We start from the raw sequence: 16,782 nt of genomic DNA on the forward strand, positions 1-16,782 counted from the left end.
GCCGTTATTAATCCCGCTTCATCGCGTACAGGCGTACTCCTAGGGAACCTCTGAACAACGCACTTCAAATGCGCGACACTACACACCTACGTTGAGGAGTCATCCATGCAACTGACGTTCGGTGACGCTGAAGGTTTGGGCAAGCGCAAGCAGACTCGCTGCGAGATCTTCCTGGCCGAGATGGAGCAGGTGGTTCCGTGGAGGCATTTGCTCGGACTGATCGCGCCGCACTATCCGGTGTCGGGGCGGCCTGGTCGACAGCCGTACGCACTGGCGACGATGTTGCGGATTCATTTGCTGCAGCAGTGGTATGCGTTGAGCGATCCGGCGATGGAAGAAGCGTTGCACGAGATCCCGACCTTGCGCCGTTTTGCCCAGCTCGGCGGTTTGGACAATGTTCCCGACGAGACCACGATTCTCAACTTTCGCCGCTTGCTGGAAACCCATGGCCTTGCAGCGCGGATGCTGGAGGCCGTCAACGCGGATCTGGTGCGCAAGGGTCAGAGCCTGCGGTCCGGCACGATCGTCGATGCAACCCTGATCGCTGCGCCCAGTTCGACCAAGAACACCGACCGCGCGCACGACCCTGAAATGCATCAGACCAAGAAAGGCAATCAGTGGTATTTCGGGATGAAGGCACCCATCGGCGTGGATGAGTTTTCCGGGCTGGTGCACCATGTCCGTTGTACGGCTGCCAATGTGGCCGATGTCACGGTGTGATACGCCCAGGGTTTCCTAGACATCTCAAGGCCATGGAACATGGTCAATTCGGAGGTGTCTATGAGCAGCAAGCGGTATACGGATGAATTCAAGATCGAGGCGGTCCGGCAAGTGACCGATCGTGGTTTCAAGGTGGCAGAAGTCGCGGAGCGACTGGGTGTCACCACGCACAGCCTCTACGCCTGGCTGCGCAAGTTCGGCAAGCCTGGCGTGGTGCAGCGCGCCGAGGTGGACCAGAGCGCCGAGGTTCGGCGGCTGAAGGCAGAGTTGCGTCGAGTGACCGAGGAGCGCGACATCCTAAAAAAGGCCGCCGCGTACTTTGCCAAGGGGTAAGGGCAAAGTACGCCTTCATGCAAGCCCACTGTGGGGAATTCAGGGTGTGTGCGATGTGCCGGGTATTGCGGGTCAACCGGTCGGGCTATTACGCCTGGTTGTGCTCGCCCAACAGTGAGCGCGCCAAGGAAGATGAGCGCTTGCTTGGACTGATCAAGCACCACTGACTGGCCAATGGCAGTGTCTATGGGCATCGCAAGATCACCAGGGATCTGCGCGATCTGGGTGAGCGTTGCAGTCGCCATCGGGTGCATCGGCTGATGCGCACCGAGGGACTGCGTGCCCAGGTGGGCTATGGTCGCAAACCGCGCCTCCATGGAGGAATGCAGTGCAAGGCGGCGGCCAACCTGCTTGACCGACAGTTCGACGTGACTGAGCCGGACACGGCCTGGGCGAGCGATTTCACCTTCATCCGCACGCATGAAGGCTGGATGTACCTGGCTGTTGTGATCGATCTGTTTTCCCGGCAGGTCGTCGGCTGGGCGATGCGCGATCGGGCCGACACCGAGTTGGTCGTGCAGGCCTTGTTGTCTGCGGTGTGGCGGCGCAAACCCAACGCTGGTTGCTTGGTTCATTCGGACCAAGGGTCTGTCTACACCAGCGATGACTGGCGCAGTTTCCTGGCGTCCCATGGCGTGGTGTGCAGCATGAGTCGTCGTGGCAACTGCCACGACAACGCACCCGTGGAGAGCTTCTTCGGCCTGCTCAAACGCGAGCGGATCAGGCGGCGGACCTATTCCACCAAGGACGCCGCTCGCGCCGAGGTATTCGACTACATCGAGATGTTCTACAACCCCAACCGCCGCCACGGTTCAACTGGCGACCTGTCCCCTGTAGAGTTTGAACGGCGCTACGCGCAACGAGGGTCTTGAGTGTCTACGGAACCCTGGGCGTATCAGTGACCCACGCATTGCTGCACGGCAAAGAAGACAGTGTGTTCGGCGACAGCGGCTACACCGGTGCGGACAAACGCGAAGAACTGCAGACCTGCAAGGCTGGTTTTTTCATTGCCGCCAAGCGTTCGACGATTCAAGCCATTGGCAACAAACGCGAGCGCCGCCAGGAAGAACGTTGGGAATACTTCAAAGCAAGTGTGCGTGCGAAGGTGGAGCATCCATTCCGCGTGATCAAACGCCAGTTTGGCTACACCAAGGTCCGCTATCGCGGCTTGGCCAAGAACACCGCGCATGTGCTGACCCTGTTCGCACTATCCAATCTGTGGATGGTGCGCCGGCAGTTGCTGCCGGCCAGGGGATAATGCTGTCTGGCGCCAGCCAACGCCGCAAGAAACCGTAGAAATCGTATCGTACGCATCAACTCTGTGCGCTATTGGCACGCAGCAGGCTCGAATTTTAGAGGTCTGGTGCGTTGTTCAGACCTTCCCTAGCTGGTTTTGCACGAAGCTGGGGTTTCCGCGCAGCTTCGCTTGCTGATCAATGCCGCTCGCCCTGCACGTTGCTGAAGCTCTCGCGATACGGTTGCAACGATGGGATTTCATCCAGCAATTCGCCGCTGAGCTTCTGAATCTCAGGCGTGGCTATCAGCTTGATCGACTTGTATTCGGGGTCCGGGTCAGCCTCGTTGACCGCCTGCTGACGCAGTATCTGCAGATGCCCGAACAGCAACTGCAACTTGGCGCGCGTCGGCTCTTTCTGCGGCAACGCGATATCGTCGATTTTGAGCGTGCCGTCCGGAGTGATTTCCGCATTGGCAGCCGGTGGGCGGCGGATCATCACCGCTTGGGTGGTGATCGCAACGCGTGGCTTGCCGCGTTCGGCGCGCCGGGACGACTGGTCGCCGCAGGCGGCAAGGGTGCACAGCACTAGCGCCATGCAGAGCATCACGAACTTGTTCATGGGGTCGACGGGTCGAGTGGAGCGCATTAGTGTAATCCCGCCCCGGTCTAGTGGCCGGGGCGGGCGGTATGTGAAATCGCAAGCGTGTGTCGCACGCCAGCCTCAGGTGCGTGATGGGGCGCCGAAACCATCGTGATCATGCGATCCATCCAATAGCGATCAGCGGCTGCGCAATTGCGATAACGACCGTGCTTATTTACGGCAATCGTCGACGTCGTGCTCCGTGAGGATTGAGTGCGGTACAAATGCCGGCAACAGTTGCGCGGTCGCATCCTGTGCGGTGCGCTGCCTTAGTGCCTTAGTGCCTTAGTGCCTTAGAGCGTCTAACAAAACCCCTTGAATCTTGTCTCGCCGGTTGCAAAATTGCGGACATGACACGTCGCAAAGAGATCCCCATTGCGCTGTGGAAGCGCATCGAGCCGCTGATTCCGCAAGTGAAGCGTTCGCCCAAAGGTGGACGGTCGCGTATCAGTGATCAGCAAGCCCTCAACGGCATCGTCTATGTCCTGCGCACGGGCGTGCCGTGGGCAGACCTGCCTATGGAGCTGGGCTACGGCAGCGGCATGACCTGCTGGCGCCGGTTGCGTGATTGGCAGGCCGCCGGTGTGTGGCATCGTCTGCATCAGGTGTTGCTGGCCGAGCGACGTTGCGCTCAGACGCTGGACCTGAGCCGAGCTGGTCTGGACGCCGCTAGCGTAGCCTCCCCCCGGGGGGCCCATATACCGGGCCGAACCCGACCGATCGCGGCAAACTCGGCAGCAAACGGCATCTGATCGTCGATCGCAACGGCATCCCCTTGGCGGTGTGCGTCACCGGCGCCAATCGGCACGACTCAGTCGTGTTCGAGGAGTTGATCGACGCCTTGCCGCCAATTGGTGGCAAACCAGGGCGCCCGCGACGTTGGCCAGACAAATTGCACGCCGACAAGGCTTACGACATCGACCGCTGTCGCGCCTTCCTCAAGCAGCGCGGCATCATTGCGCGGATCGCGCGCAACGACCGGTTGGGCCGTCATCGCTGGGTCGTCGAGCGCACCCATGCCTGGTTCGCAGGCATGGGCAAACTGCGCATCCGCTTTGAACGCCGCATCGATCTCCACTTGGCGTTGCTCTCGCTTGCTTGCTCCATCATCTGCTTACGGCTTCTTCCTGGGTTTTGTTAGCCGCTCTTAGTCATTAATCGCCTGATCGCAGATTTGCCTGGTTTTCTGCTTGAAGGTTTCTGCCTTGGCTCGGATGTTGTCGCCCATCTGAAATGCGAACAGGATGGCCAGACTCAAATGCAGGCCCATGGTGTGTCCTCAGGCGTCCGAGCGCCGACGACGCAGATAGATGGACGCGGCAATCAGCGCGCTACCGATTGCGGCACCGATCCAGATATCCGGGCTGCCGTAGACCCGCGCGCTGTCGGTGTGCAGCAGCGCCCACTGCACCAGATCGCTGGGGTGTTGCATGCTACTGCTGTCCAGATTGCCGCTGACGGCAAGCGGCGACCAGCTGCCGGGCAGGGCGCTGAGCAGGCCGCGATAGCCGACGATGTACCAGATCCAGCCTATCGGCAGCGACACGCCCGGCATCGCCGAGACAATGCTCAGCATCACGCAGGCCAGCAGCGGAAACAGCGCCGCCCACAGGAACGGCTTGCTGTTGGCCCAGGCCGAGCAGAACATCAGCCAGCCGATGGTCGGCAACGCCCACAGCAAGCTCATCGGCACGGTTTTCAGCAACAACCACAGCAGCGAGAACGGGTGCGAATGGGTCGCCATCGCCCAGGGGGCGGGGACACCGGCGATCAATGCACCACCGATCGCGATCAACCACAGCGCCAGCCCAACCGCCGCACCGATCACGATGGCGATCAACGGCGCAAGCAGCAGCGCCCACGTGGCCTTGGACAGCACGGTCTGCACGTCCGATACAGGCAGCGATTTCCAGAACAGCACGCTGCGGTCGCGGCGGTCGTCGTACAGGCTGCCGAGTGCGTAGAAGAACACCACAAACGCCAGCACCACAGAGGCGATGCCGATGCCGCCGAGCAGCAAGCTGTCACCGACCTGGCCCAGCGTGTGCGTGTATTTGGCCATGTCCGACATCGACATGCTGTTGCCGAGCGTGCTGCGGCGGGCGGTGATCCCACCGATGACCGCGCCCAGCAGCGCGAAGAACACCGCGATACCGCCGGTGATGATCTGTGCCCACACGAAGCCGCCACGGTGTTCCCAATATTCGCGTTTGAGCAGCCAGGCGAAAATGCGTGCGGGAGATGCTTGGTTGGTCACTGCATTCATGCGTAGGTCTCCTTCATGACCGCAACGAACAGGTCGGCTAAGCCGGGATTGCGGGTTTCACCGAAACGGGCGAGCTGCTCTTTCGGCACGCCATCGAACAGCATCACGGTCTTGCCGAACGGCAGGCTGCGCTCGTCGGTGGGTTTCAGTTCCCGGGCCGCATCGAGATGTTCGGCACTGACCAAGACTTCGGTGTAGCGCTCGGCCACGCCCTCCATGTCGGTGGTCAGCACGATGCGGCCCTCGCGGATGAACATCACATCGGTGAGGATGTGTTCGATCTCTTCGACCTGGTGAGTGGTGACGATGATGGTCTTCTGCTCGTCGAAGTAATCCTCTAGCAGGCGCTGGTAGAACTGCTTGCGATAGAGGATGTCCAGGCCGAGAGTCGGTTCGTCCAGCACCAGGATGCGTGCGTCGATCGCCATCACCAGCGCCAGGTGCAGCTGCACGATCAAGCCTTTGGACAATTCGCGCACCCGCGATTTGCGGTTGAGCTGCGTGTTGGCCAGAAAGCGCTCGCACTTGGCGCGATCGAAGCGCGGATGCACGCCGGCAACGAAATCCATCGCCTCGCCAACCCGCAGCCAGCGCGGCAGCACCGCAACATCGGCAATGAAGCAGACCTCGTTCATCAGTGCGTTGCGCTGGATACGCGGATCCATGCCCAGCACATGCAGATCGCCGTCGAAATCGGTCAACCCCAGCACCGCCTTCAGCGCAGTGGTCTTGCCAGCGCCGTTGGGGCCTATCAATCCAACGATGCGGCCGGCGGCAATGGTGAAGCTGGTGTTGTCCAGCGCGAGCCGATGCTTGTAAGCCTTGCGCAGGCCACGCGCGTCGACCACATGGTCGGAGGAGACGGCGGTCATGATATTTTTCCCTGTGGCAACAGATCGTCGATGGACAGGCCAATACGCTGAATACGTTCCAGCACCGCGGGCCATTCTTCGTTCAAGAAACGCTCGCGTTCGCTGCTGCGCAATTTCTGTGCGGCTTCTGTGGTCATGAACATGCCCAGGCCGCGCCGTTTCTCCACCAGGTTCTCGTCGGCCAATTCCTGATAGGCGCGCGAGACGGTGATGGGGTTCAATTGATAGTCGGCCGCCACTTGCCGTACCGAGGGCAGGGCGTCGCCAGGCTTGAAGATTCCGTCGAGCATCATGGCAATGACCCGTTCCTTGAGTTGGCGGTAGATGGGAGCGCCGTCGCTCCATTGAATGTCGTTCATAGTCAGCTCCGTGGGCGCAGAACTTGCGCGAAGGAGAAGTCGGGCATCCACAGTAAAGCGCGCAGATGCAGGCCAGCCCAGGTGCGTGCACCGGAGAAAGTTGTCTCGTTTTCCGTAACCGCCTGCGGCACGTCATAATCGGCGCCGGACTTCGTCACCTGGCTGGAAGCAGCTCCCAGGCAACCAATGGCAAACAGGGTGTTGCCGAACAGCAGCAGAACTGGTCGCGTGAAGCGTGGGCTGTTCATGCTTCCCCTGCGTTGGATTCCTAGTGTAGTATTAAACTATAACACCGGCGCGCGGGCAGTCAACTGTCTGTCGTACCCACTGATGGCACCCCGCAACGGCGGGTGGCCTCAACCTAATTGAAGGGCGTTGCTCATGTTGCTCAAGCGTCTGCTCGTTGTTGTATTTGTTGGATTTTTTTCTGCCTCGGCGGCAGCTGCCGGAAACCCGTTGCTGGACCTTGACTATCGGCCGCTGGCAGGCAAGGCGCCAATCAACCTGAACCGTATCTACGGCGGCAAGGTCGTGATGGTGGTCAATACCGCCAGCAAGTGCGGTTACACCCCGCAGTACGAGGGGCTGGAGGCGCTCAACCAGCGCTTCGGCAGCCGCGGTTTTGTGGTAATGGGCTTCCCGTCGAACGATTTCCAAGGACAGGAACCCGGATCTGAGAAGCAGATTCAGGAATTCTGCACGCTGACCTATGGCGTCAAGTTCCCGATGTTTGAGAAGGTGCATGTGCTTGGTAAGGAAGCAACGCCGCTGTATCAGCGGTTGACGCAAGCCACGGGTGTGGCACCGGGTTGGAACTTCCACAAGTATTTGATTGGTCGCGATGGACGAGTGGTGGCGCAGTTCCCCAGCAAGATCAAACCGGACGATACGAGCGTGTTGGCCGCAATCGAACGCGAACTCAAAGCGCCGTCGCGCTGAGCGCGGTTCTCGCATCGCCGCGCGCGCATGCGACAATGCGCATTCAGCGCCGTCGGTGGCGCGTCTTTTCACTCTCGGGAAGTGCATCGAATGAAGATGGGAAAGCGCGGCGCGGCGGCGTCGCTACTGATGGTAGCAATGTCGACATCGCTGCCGGCGATGGCGCAGCAACCGGCCGCAGCGGCTACCAAGGAGAAGCCAGTTTTGAACGCATCGTCTGAGAAAAGCACGCGCGACAACGTGAGCTACGCCATCGGTATGGACGTAGCGCGCTCGTTCGAGCCGATTGCCCAGGACATCGATCTGAGCGCCATGCAACGCGCCATCGAGAATGCATTCAACGGCGGTAAGCCGCTGTTGTCGGAAGAGCAGACCCAGGCCACCGATACCGGGCTGCGCACGGCAATGGCGGCGCGTAACGGCCAGCAGGTACCGGGCATGGCGCCGGGCAGCGCGCCAGTCGCGCCATCCAAGGAAAATGTTGGCCTGATGCTCGGCGATCGCGCTATCGGCCCTTCGTTGGCCGGCATCAAGGATGAGATCGATCTGTCTATCCTGATGGAAGCGGTGCGTACCGTATTTGCCAAGGGGACCACGCGTCTCACCCAGCAGGAAGCCGCGGCCACCATGCAGGCGTTTGCCTCTGCCAAACAGGGCGCTGCCGGTGCCAAGAATCGCGAAGAAGGCAACGCCTTCCTCGCCAAGAACAAGGCCGAGAAGGGCGTGATCACCACCGCGTCGGGCCTGCAGTACATGGTGATGCGTCAGGGCAGCGGCGACCGCCCGATGCCCACCAACAAAGTGCGCGTGAACTACGAAGGCAAGCTGCTCAACGGGCAGGTGTTCGACAGTTCCTATCAGCGCGGTCAGCCGGCCGAGTTCGGTCTTGATCAAGTCATTCCCGGATGGACCGAGGGCGTCGCGTTGATGCCGGTCGGTTCGAAATATCGTTTTTGGATTCCATCCAACTTGGCCTATGGCCCGAACGGCACGCAGGGGGGGCCGATCGGACCAGATGCAACGTTGACGTTCGATGTCGAACTGATGGGTATCCTTCCCTGATCCCCCACAGGAGTACCACCACCCATGCGAGTTGCGATCTTTGGTACCGGCTATGTTGGTCTTGTCACCGGTACTTGTCTTGCCGAAGTAGGTCATCACGTCATCTGCGTGGATATCGACCAGGCGAAAGTTGATGGTCTCAATCGTGGGGTGATTCCCATCTATGAACCCGGCTTGGAGCCGATGGTGAAAGCCAACCATGCCTCTGGCCGGTTGCGCTTCACCAGCGATGCCGTCGAGGCGATTGCGCACGGCGAAATCACCTTTATCGCCGTGGGCACGCCGCCGGATGAAGACGGTAGTGCCGACCTGCAGTACGTGCTGGCTGTTGCGCGTACCGTGGGTCGCCACATCGAAGGCCCGTCCGTGATCGTCAACAAATCCACCGTGCCGGTCGGTACCGCCGACAAGGTGCGCGTTGCAATCCAGGAAGAGTTGGATGCACGTGGCGTGGATCACGAGTTTGACGTCGTCTCCAACCCTGAGTTCCTCAAGGAAGGCGACGCGGTGGCCGACTGCATGCGTCCGGATCGCATCGTGATCGGAGCCAAGAAGCCGGCAGCCATTGCACGCATGCGTCGTCTGTACGCGCCGTTCAATCGCAACCGTGATCGTATCGTCGAGATGGATGTGCGTTCGGCCGAGCTGACCAAGTACGCGGCCAACGCGATGCTGGCAACCAAGATCAGCTTCATGAACGAGATCGCCAACATTGCCGAGCGTGTCGGTGCGGACGTCGAGCACGTGCGCAACGGTATCGGCTCGGATCCGCGCATCGGCTGGCACTTCATCTATCCAGGTGCCGGTTACGGCGGCTCGTGCTTCCCGAAAGATGTGCAGGCATTGGCCAAGACCGCCGAGCAATACGGCATGGAGCCGACCCTGCTCAACGCGGTGGAAAGCGTCAACAACGCGCAGAAGGGGCACTTGTTCGAACTGGTGCAGCGTCACTACGGCGCCGAAGGTAACGGCAGTATCGCGGGCAAGACCTTCGCGGTATGGGGCTTGGCGTTCAAGCCCAATACCGACGATATGCGTGCAGCGTCCAGCCGGCGTTTGATGGCGCAGTTGTGGGAGGCCGGTGCCACTGTGCGTGCTTACGATCCGGAAGCCACGCATGAAGCCAAGCGCATCTTCGGCGAGCGCGACGATCTGACCTTCTGCGACGACGCATTTGCAGCACTGGAAGGTGCCGATGCACTGGCTGTGGTTACCGAGTGGAAGCAGTTCCGTAGCCCGGATTTCGGCAAGATCAAGCAGGCATTGAAGGACGGTGTCGTGTTCGACGGTCGCAACCTGTATGACCCGCAAGAAATCGAAGCCGCAGGTCTGGCTTACTACGCCATCGGACGAGGCCGTTCGTTGCATGCATGAGCGACTCTCGCCGCGCGACCAGGAACTGGACGCGCGGTTGGTGGAACTGGAAACGCGCCTCTCCTTTCAGGAGCAGGCGCTGAACGAACTGAGTGAAGCGCTTGCGGACGCCCGTTTGACGGGCGCCCGCAATGCCGAATTGATCCGCCACCTGCTCGAGGATCTGGGCAAGGTGCGCTCAACGTTGTTTGCCGATGCAGCGGATGAACCGCCGCCTCCGCACTATTGATTGCAGATTGCCGCCGCCATGAGCGATACCTTACGTGACCAGTTGCTTGGGTTGGGCTTCAAGTCCTCACCCAAGCCCGAACGCAAAACCGACGCACGGCCTGCCGCGCGTCCGCATGGCAACAAGCCGGGCCAGCGCAGGGGGCCGCAGCGGCCACATGCCGCTGCGGCGACCGATGGCAGGAGCGAGCGCAAAAACGATGGCCGGCCCGATCGTGGCAACGACGGCAAGCCTGCAACGTCGACGCGTCCGCCGCATGCCACTACCGACCGGCGCGGTCCCAAGCCGGCCCGCATTCGCGAAGACATCGATCTGGCCAAGGCCTATGCGATCCGTGCGCAGCGCGAAAAAGACGAGCGCATCGAAGCCGAGCGCGTCAAGCAGGAAGAAGCACGCCTGCGTCGCGAAGCCAAGGCCAAGCTCGAAGAGCTGCTCAAGGACAAGGGCTTGAATCATGCCGATGCAGATATCGCCCGGCATTTCCCATACGGCGGCAAGATCAAGCGCATCTACGTGACCGTCGATCAGCTCAAGGCGCTCAATGCAGGCGAACTGGGTGTGCTGCAACTCAAAGGTCGCTATCTGTTGGTTACCGCCGAGGTGCTGGCCGAAGCCGAAGCGGTGTTCGCACCATCGGTGGCATTGAAGGTGGACCCGAACGCGCCTGCAGGCGACGACCCGTATGCAGACCCTCAGTATCAGGTGCCCGACGACCTAGTTTGGTAACACCGAATTATGCCCTGTCGACTGCCCGTGGCATGGTCAGCTAAGTGTTCAAATACTGATTTTTCCAAGTATCAGCAAATATTCAGAATGACGCCACTGATCGACGCAGTCGGGCTTATGGTCTGTTGCGTTGTCGCTCCCTCCCTACCGATGGTGCCGCGCATGTCCATGTCGTCGAAAGTGTTGAAGTCCTGCGCCGCTACGTCGGTAGCGTTCGCCGCGCAGAACGTTTGGCGTTTACACGCAGCTCGCTCCATGGCGTTGGTCGCAGCCATGCTCGCGTTGTGCGTCGTGAGTCAGCAGGCGGCTGCGCAGTCGGAAGACGCGCTGGCGTTCGATCGCCCCGGCATTCCGTTTGCCGCCGACGTTCTGCAGCCTGGCGCGTTTGCCTGGGAGCAAGGCTTGCCGGACGCGAGCACCGATCGCAGCGACGGGCAGCGGACCACCCAATACACCGCCGATACGTTGCTGCGTCTGGGCGTGTTCCAGAACGTCGAGCTGCAGGTAGGGAGCGATAGCTACAATTGGCAGTACGGTGCTGCGCGTGTACGCAGCGGTGGCGACAGCCATGTCGGACTGAAGGTGGCATTGCCATCGCGCTCGGACAGTTTCCATTGGGCCGCGCTCGTCAGCTACAGCGTGCCGACCGGCAGCCCGGCTTTCAGCAATGGCTACGCGCGCGAACTTGGCGTGACCGCATCCTGGGATCTTGCGCAGGAGCGCGCGTTGGCGGTGTACGTCAACTATGCACGCAACGATGACGGCCACAACTGGACGTTTTCGCCCAACTACACGTTCTTTTCCGGCGAGCATTTCAGCAGCTATGTAGAAGCGGGCTTTGACACCGATAGCGAGCATTCGCGCGTCGCTGGCGCTGGCGGCGCGTGGCAGCTTCCGCATGCGATGCAACTGGATGTTTCGGTGTTGCGCGGACTGACATCGGAAAGTCCCGAGTGGCAAGGTGGTATTGGGTTGTCTATCGCGTTTCAGTGACGTGTCTGCGGTTGGAGTCGATGGGCGGGCGCCTAGTTACAGTGTTGCCCTACGCGTTGATGGCTCATGGCGGGCCTCCGGTATGTTGCACTGCCGCATGCATTGATTGCCCGGAAAAGGCTTAATTGGATCGATCCAATCAACGCCGGATGCATGCGCATGTTTTCCCCCGCAACGCCTACAACGTGACGCATGCCAAACCGACGCCCGATGTTCCGGATAATGCCGATGCGCGTCGCGTGCGTCGCGGTGCGGTGACGTTGCGCGATATCGCCGGAGCGATCGGCGTCTCCCGCGCGACGGTGTCCCTGGTGCTGCGTGGCAGCCCGCTGGTGCATGCGACCACGCGCGCGCGCGTGGAGGCCGAACTGGATCGGCAGAATTACGTTTACAACCGTGCCGCAGCCAATCTGCGCCGCCGTACGTCTTCCAGCATTGCGTTGGTCATCAACGATCTGTCCAACCCGTTCTTCGCCGAATTTGCCGCTGGCGTGGACGAAGCACTGGGCGCGGCCGGTTATGTGACCTTGCTCGGCAGCACCGGCGAATCCACCGAGCGTCAGCAGGCGGTGCTGAGCTCGCTGATGGAACACACGCCGGCGGGGATCATCTTGTCGCCGGCCGAAGGCAGCCAGGCGCAGGCGCTGACGCAGGTACTCGGGCGCCAGCGCAACGTGGTGTTGTTCAACCGCGAAGTAGAGGGCGCGTCTTGGGATCTGTTGGCGCTAGACAACGCGCAGGGCGCATTGCTGGCCGGCGAGCATTTGATCGCGCAAGGTCACCGGCGCATCGTTTTTTTCGGCGGACATGCCGAATCCAGTTCCTGCCGCCAGCGTCGGGCCGGCTATGCACGTGCGATGACGGATGCAGGGCTGGCCGTGCATTACGTTGAATCTGCGCCCAATCGTCAGGACGCCGCACTGTGTGCTGCGCGCATGCTCGACAGCGCTGCGCAGAATGCTACTGCCGCGGTTTGCTACAACGACAGCGTTGCGCTGGGGTTGATGGCCGCGCTGACGATGCACGGGATTGTCCCCGGTCGTGATTTTGCGGTGACCGGCTTCGACGACATCGCCGAGGCTGCCTTGTTCACTCCTGCATTGACCACGCTTGCCGCCGACCCGCGTGCGCGTGGCGGGCAAGCCGCACAACTGGTGCTGCAGCGAATCGGCAGCCCTGAGCTTGATTCTCGGCGTTTGACCGCTGCCGTCGAATTGAAGATGCGTGCGAGCAGCGCCTACGCGCCAACAAAACTGCGTCCGCTTCATCCCGCGATCGATTCTACCGCCCATTCTCCCACCAAGGCCTCAGGCCGCTGACCAGGCAATTTCTATGGTTTCCCTTTCCACGCAATCCGCTGTGCCCAGCGGCCACAAGGCGCCCGTCAAAAACGGTGTCGCGTTGTCGGTCGTCACCACAATCTTTTTCATGTGGGGCTTTCTTACCTCCCTCAACGACATTCTGATTCCACATTTAAAGGCCGTGTTCGAACTCAACTTCGCGCAGGCGATGCTGGTGCAGTTCACCTTTTTCGGCGCGTACTTTCTGATGTCGGTGCCGGCCGGTTGGTTGGTGGCCAGGTTGGGCTACAAGCAAGGCATCGTGGCCGGTTTGGCAGTTGCTGCGGTCGGCGCACTGGGCTTCTGGCCTGCAGCGGAATTGCGTATTTACGGCGCATTTCTCGGTGCGTTGTTCGTACTCGCCACCGGCATCACCATCTTGCAGGTGGCGGCCAACCCGTATGTCGCGCTGCTGGGGACGGAGCGTAGCGCGTCCAGCCGCTTGACCCTGGCGCAGGCGCTCAATTCACTGGGGACCGCGATCGCGCCGCTGTTCGGTGGCTGGCTGATCCTTTCCAACGCCGTGATGAGCGGCGATCAGCTCAAGGTGCTGCCGGAAGCCAAGCAGCTGGCCTATCGCGTGCAGGAAGCGCAGGCAGTGCAGGGTCCGTATATCGGCCTGGGCATCGTGCTGTTCCTGTTGGCGATCGTCGTGTTTCTGTTCCGTCTGCCTGCACTGATCGACGCAAACGCGCAGAGGGACGAGAGCAAGCATTCATTACTCGATGCGTTGCGTCACCCGCATGTGCGCTTTGGTGTGCTGGCGATCTTTTTCTATGTCGGTGCGGAAGTGGCGATCGGCAGCCTGATGGTCAATTACTTCTCGTTGCCGCAGATCGGTGGTTTTACCGAACGCGAGGCGACCCATTACGTGTCGGCATACTGGACGCTGGCGATGATCGGTCGCTTCATCGGCTCGGTGTTGCTGGCCAAATTGTCGCCACGCGTGCTGCTGTCGGTGTTCGCTGCGATCAATGCGCTGCTGTTGGGCCTGACCATGGCCAGCGGCGGCATGCTGGCCGTGTACGCACTCGTGGCGATCGGCCTGTTCAATTCGATCATGTTCCCGACCATTTTCGCCCTGGGCATCGAGCGCCTCGGCCCGTTGACCGACCGTGCTTCCAGCCTGTTGATCATGGCCATCGTCGGCGGCGCCATCGTGCCGTATCTGCAGGGGCTGCTTGCCGACAACGTCGGCCTGCAGGGGTCGTTCGTGCTGCCGCTGCTGTGCTATCTGTACATCGTGTTCTACGGTATCTGGGGCTCGCGTCTGCGCGGCGCACTGGCGGAGGCACGCGCATGAATGCAGCCAAGAATCAGGTCGTGTGTTTTGGCGAGGCCTTGATCGACATGCTGGCGTTGCCGTCAGCTGGTCTGGACGAGGCGCGCACCTTCGCGCAATACGCTGGCGGTGCACCGGCCAATGTCGCCGTTGCGGTGGCGCGACTGGGCGGCGCGGCGCACTTTGTCGGTATGCTCGGGCGCGACATGTTTGGCGATTTCCTGCTGCAGAGCCTGCAACAGGCCGGGGTCGTCACTGACGGCATCGTGCGCACAGATCAGGCCAAGACCGCACTGGCCTTCGTTGCGTTGGACGAGGCGGGCGAGCGCAGCTTCAGCTTCTATCGCCCGCCGGCAGCGGATCTGTTGTTCCGCCCCGAGCATTTCGCCGCGGACGGTTTTGCGCAGGCAGCCGTGTTGCATTTGTGCTCCAACAGCATGACCGAGCCGAAGATTGCGCAGTGCACGCTCGATGGCATGCGCCGTGCGCGCGCCGATGGCGCTATCGTCAGCCTGGATTTGAATCTGCGCCCGATGCTGTGGCCGCAGGATGTGAACCCCTCACCGTTGCTCTGGGACGCGTTGGCGTTGGCCGATGTAGTCAAGCTCTCGCGTGAGGAGCTTGATTACCTGGCTGGCACACTCGATGGCGATGCCAGCGCGGTCACGCAAAAGCTGTGGCAAGGCAAGGCCAGCTGGTTGCTGGTCACCGATGGTGGCGGGCCGGTGCATTGGCAGACGCGCAACGATTCCGGCCAGGTGCCGGCATTCCACGTGCAGGTGCGCGATAGCACAGCAGCTGGCGATGCATTCGTTGGCGGCTTGCTGTATCAGCTGGCTGCGCGCGCATCCACGCTTGAGCAATTGAGTGCCGATGCGGCCGCGATCACCGAGGTGATTCGTTTCGCCGCTGCAGTTGGTGCGTTGGCGGTGACGCGCAAGGGCGCGTTCGCCGCGATGCCGAGCGTTGATGAGGTCCATTCCTTGATCCAGGAACAATCATGAGTCGTTTGCCTGCGACCCCCGCCCCCAACTTCCGCTCGGCTGATGTAGTGCGCCAGCATATCGCCGACACCATGGCGTTCTACCATCCGCACGCGATCGACCTGAAAGGCGGATTTTTCCAGTATTTCCGCGATGACGGTTCCATCTACGACGCCGGGCACCGGCATCTGGTGAGCAGCACGCGCTTCGTTTTCAACTACGCGATGGCCTATCGCGAATTCGGCAACGCCGAGTACCTGCAAGCTGTACGCCACGGCCTGGACTATCTGCGTAATGTGCATCGCAATCCGGGCACCGGCGGCTATGCATGGACCTTGCGCGATGGCGTGGTCGAAGACGCTATGAATCATTGCTACGGCGTTGCGTTCGTGCTGCTGGCGTATTCGTGCGGATTGAAAGCCGGCGTCGATAAAGCACGCACGTGGATGGGCGAAACCTGGCAACTGCTGGAAAAGCATTTCTGGGAGCCGGAGTTCGGCCTGTATCGTGACGAGGCCGACGCGCAGTTCAACTTCACCAGCTACCGCGGCCAGAACGCCAACATGCACATGTGCGAGGCGATGATTGCTGCGTACGAAGCGAGCGGTGAGCAGCGCTATCTCAACCGCGCGTTGTTGCTGGCCGACAACATGACCCGGCGTCAGGCGGCCAAGGCAGATGGCCTGGTGTGGGAGCACTACGATCTGCAATGGAACATCGACTGGGACTACAACCGCGACAATCCCAAGCATCTGTTCCGCCCGTGGGGTTTCCAGCCGGGCCATCAGACCGAATGGGCCAAGCTGCTGATGCTGCTGGATCGCTACGCACCGGCAGATTGGTTGCTGCCGACAGCGCAGCATCTGTTCGATGTGGCAGTGGAGCGTTCATGGGATGCGCAGCGTGGCGGTCTGTATTACGGCTTCGACCCTGACGGCAATGTCTGCGATGACGACAAGTATTTCTGGGTGCAGGCAGAGTCGTTGGCCGCTGCCGCGTTGTTGGCGCAGCGCAGCGGCGAAGAGCGTTATTGGCACTGGTACGACAAGCTTTGGGGTTATTCCTGGAAGCACATGATCGACCACCGCTATGGCGCGTGGTATCGCATCCTGGATGCAGACAACCGCAAGTACAGCGATGAGAAAAGCCCGGCCGGCAAGACCGACTACCACACCATGGGCGCATGCTACGAAGTTTTGAACGTGTTGCGGCCGGCTGCGTAATACGATGAGCTCGGCAAGGTGTGATGACCTTGGAGTTGAGATCGCCGAGTTATGCTCGGCGATCTTTCGTCAGGGTACACGGACGCAATTTGCTGTTTAGCTTGCAGCTTGCGAGCGACCGTCGCAATCCCTGCAAGGCATTAATGGATACGCTTGTGTTGGTGTCTTGCCGGCGCCCCCGGTCGCGCCGAAAGGCAGTCAGCG

Annotated in this window: 19 protein-coding genes and 4 pseudogenes; 15 read left to right on the forward strand and 8 right to left on the reverse strand. The window is 61.0% G+C overall.

Annotation, left to right across the window (positions count from 1 at the left end; translation table 11 throughout):
- Positions 1-105: 105 nt before the first annotated feature.
- From PD885_RS08580 to PD885_RS08590, 3 pseudogenes are all read left to right on the forward strand, one after another.
- A pseudogene (locus PD885_RS08580) lies at positions 106-717 on the forward strand (IS5 family transposase); the annotation flags it as partial.
- 63 nt (positions 718-780) lie between these two features.
- Positions 781-1,925, forward strand: a pseudogene (locus PD885_RS08585) (IS3 family transposase).
- A gap of 20 nt (positions 1,926-1,945) precedes the next feature.
- Positions 1,946-2,311: pseudogene (locus tag PD885_RS08590) on the forward strand (transposase); the annotation flags it as partial.
- Between the two features lie 175 nt (positions 2,312-2,486).
- On the opposite strand, the gene PD885_RS08595 reads toward PD885_RS08590, so the two are convergent.
- Both PD885_RS08595 and PD885_RS22700 read right to left on the reverse strand, forming a co-directional pair.
- Positions 2,487-2,909: a hypothetical protein gene (locus PD885_RS08595; protein ID WP_040762340.1), complete on the reverse strand. Its 423-nt coding sequence runs from the start codon at positions 2,907-2,909 to the stop codon at positions 2,487-2,489.
- Between the two features lie 192 nt (positions 2,910-3,101).
- Positions 3,102-3,194, reverse strand: a pseudogene (locus PD885_RS22700) (DUF2884 family protein); the annotation flags it as partial.
- Between the two features lie 86 nt (positions 3,195-3,280).
- On the opposite strand from PD885_RS22700, the gene PD885_RS08605 reads away from it, so the two are divergent.
- Positions 3,281-4,071, forward strand: a protein-coding gene (locus PD885_RS08605; RefSeq protein WP_088056805.1) for an IS5 family transposase whose coding sequence is annotated in 2 segments (ribosomal slippage) — positions 3,281-3,611 and positions 3,611-4,071 — 792 coding nt in all. Because the reading frame shifts where the segments join, the coding sequence is not laid out codon by codon here.
- 6 nt (positions 4,072-4,077) lie between these two features.
- Here the strand turns inward: PD885_RS08605 and PD885_RS22400 are convergent.
- From PD885_RS22400 to PD885_RS08625, 5 genes are read right to left on the reverse strand one after another with little or no spacing between them, the layout of a single operon-like run.
- Complete coding sequence (locus tag PD885_RS22400; protein ID WP_257784597.1) at positions 4,078-4,200, reverse strand: hypothetical protein; 123 nt, start codon at positions 4,198-4,200, stop codon at positions 4,078-4,080.
- A gap of 9 nt (positions 4,201-4,209) precedes the next feature.
- Complete coding sequence (locus PD885_RS08610) at positions 4,210-5,196, reverse strand: hypothetical protein (RefSeq protein ID WP_002804397.1); 987 nt, start codon at positions 5,194-5,196, stop codon at positions 4,210-4,212.
- Positions 5,193-6,068 carry an ABC transporter ATP-binding protein gene (locus PD885_RS08615; RefSeq protein ID WP_002804398.1) on the reverse strand — a complete coding sequence of 292 codons (876 nt, stop codon included), beginning with the start codon at positions 6,066-6,068 and terminating at the stop codon, positions 5,193-5,195. The genes PD885_RS08610 and PD885_RS08615 overlap by 4 nt, the downstream gene beginning before the upstream one ends.
- The gene (locus PD885_RS08620) at positions 6,065-6,427 is read right to left on the reverse strand and encodes a GntR family transcriptional regulator (protein WP_002804400.1); all 363 of its coding nucleotides are present in this window, start codon (positions 6,425-6,427) and stop codon (positions 6,065-6,067) included. The genes PD885_RS08615 and PD885_RS08620 overlap by 4 nt, the downstream gene beginning before the upstream one ends.
- Before the next feature lie 2 nt (positions 6,428-6,429).
- Complete coding sequence (locus PD885_RS08625; protein ID WP_002804401.1) at positions 6,430-6,675, reverse strand: hypothetical protein; 246 nt, start codon at positions 6,673-6,675, stop codon at positions 6,430-6,432.
- Between the two features lie 133 nt (positions 6,676-6,808).
- Between PD885_RS08625 and PD885_RS08630 the strand changes: the two genes are divergently transcribed.
- The 8 genes from PD885_RS08630 to PD885_RS08660 all read left to right on the forward strand — a co-directional run bounded on the left by PD885_RS08630 (position 6,809) and on the right by PD885_RS08660 (position 13,069).
- Positions 6,809-7,366, forward strand: coding sequence for a glutathione peroxidase (locus PD885_RS08630; protein ID WP_002804403.1), 558 nt, complete (start codon positions 6,809-6,811; stop codon positions 7,364-7,366).
- 35 nt (positions 7,367-7,401) lie between these two features.
- The gene (locus PD885_RS22005) at positions 7,402-7,587 is read left to right on the forward strand and encodes a hypothetical protein (protein ID WP_231892768.1); all 186 of its coding nucleotides are present in this window, start codon (positions 7,402-7,404) and stop codon (positions 7,585-7,587) included.
- Positions 7,505-8,428 (forward strand): FKBP-type peptidyl-prolyl cis-trans isomerase, encoded by a 924-nt coding sequence (locus tag PD885_RS08635; RefSeq protein WP_231892735.1) that lies wholly within the window; start codon positions 7,505-7,507, stop codon positions 8,426-8,428. The genes PD885_RS22005 and PD885_RS08635 overlap by 83 nt, the downstream gene beginning before the upstream one ends.
- A gap of 24 nt (positions 8,429-8,452) precedes the next feature.
- On the forward strand, positions 8,453-9,802 hold the full coding sequence (locus PD885_RS08640; RefSeq protein ID WP_002804407.1) for a UDP-glucose dehydrogenase family protein: 1,350 nt from the start codon (positions 8,453-8,455) through the stop codon (positions 9,800-9,802).
- Positions 9,795-10,031: a SlyX family protein gene (locus PD885_RS08645; protein WP_002804408.1), complete on the forward strand. Its 237-nt coding sequence runs from the start codon at positions 9,795-9,797 to the stop codon at positions 10,029-10,031. The genes PD885_RS08640 and PD885_RS08645 overlap by 8 nt, the downstream gene beginning before the upstream one ends.
- Before the next feature lie 18 nt (positions 10,032-10,049).
- Positions 10,050-10,757 (forward strand): DUF2058 domain-containing protein, encoded by a 708-nt coding sequence (locus PD885_RS08650; protein ID WP_002804409.1) that lies wholly within the window; start codon positions 10,050-10,052, stop codon positions 10,755-10,757.
- A 255-nt stretch (positions 10,758-11,012) separates the two neighbouring features.
- Complete coding sequence (locus tag PD885_RS08655) at positions 11,013-11,750, forward strand: transporter (protein ID WP_002804411.1); 738 nt, start codon at positions 11,013-11,015, stop codon at positions 11,748-11,750.
- A 149-nt stretch (positions 11,751-11,899) separates the two neighbouring features.
- Positions 11,900-13,069, forward strand: coding sequence for a LacI family DNA-binding transcriptional regulator (locus tag PD885_RS08660; protein WP_002804413.1), 1,170 nt, complete (start codon positions 11,900-11,902; stop codon positions 13,067-13,069).
- Here the strand turns inward: PD885_RS08660 and PD885_RS22405 are convergent.
- Positions 13,058-13,180, reverse strand: coding sequence for a hypothetical protein (locus tag PD885_RS22405; RefSeq protein ID WP_257784601.1), 123 nt, complete (start codon positions 13,178-13,180; stop codon positions 13,058-13,060). The genes PD885_RS08660 and PD885_RS22405 overlap by 12 nt on opposite strands.
- Between PD885_RS22405 and fucP the strand changes: the two genes are divergently transcribed.
- From fucP to PD885_RS08675, 3 genes are read left to right on the forward strand one after another with little or no spacing between them, the layout of a single operon-like run.
- A complete protein-coding gene (gene fucP / locus PD885_RS08665; protein ID WP_231895723.1) occupies positions 13,152-14,393 on the forward strand; it encodes an L-fucose:H+ symporter permease in 1,242 nt (413 codons plus the stop codon). The genes PD885_RS22405 and fucP overlap by 29 nt on opposite strands.
- Positions 14,390-15,376: a carbohydrate kinase family protein gene (locus tag PD885_RS08670; RefSeq protein WP_172404509.1), complete on the forward strand. Its 987-nt coding sequence runs from the start codon at positions 14,390-14,392 to the stop codon at positions 15,374-15,376. The genes fucP and PD885_RS08670 overlap by 4 nt, the downstream gene beginning before the upstream one ends.
- Positions 15,373-16,578, forward strand: coding sequence for an AGE family epimerase/isomerase (locus PD885_RS08675; protein ID WP_088056808.1), 1,206 nt, complete (start codon positions 15,373-15,375; stop codon positions 16,576-16,578). Before PD885_RS08670 ends, PD885_RS08675 begins: the two co-directional genes overlap by 4 nt.
- Positions 16,579-16,782: the final 204 nt, after the last annotated feature.

Source organism: Xanthomonas fragariae (assembly GCF_900183975.1).
GTDB classification, from domain to species: domain Bacteria; phylum Pseudomonadota; class Gammaproteobacteria; order Xanthomonadales; family Xanthomonadaceae; genus Xanthomonas; species Xanthomonas fragariae.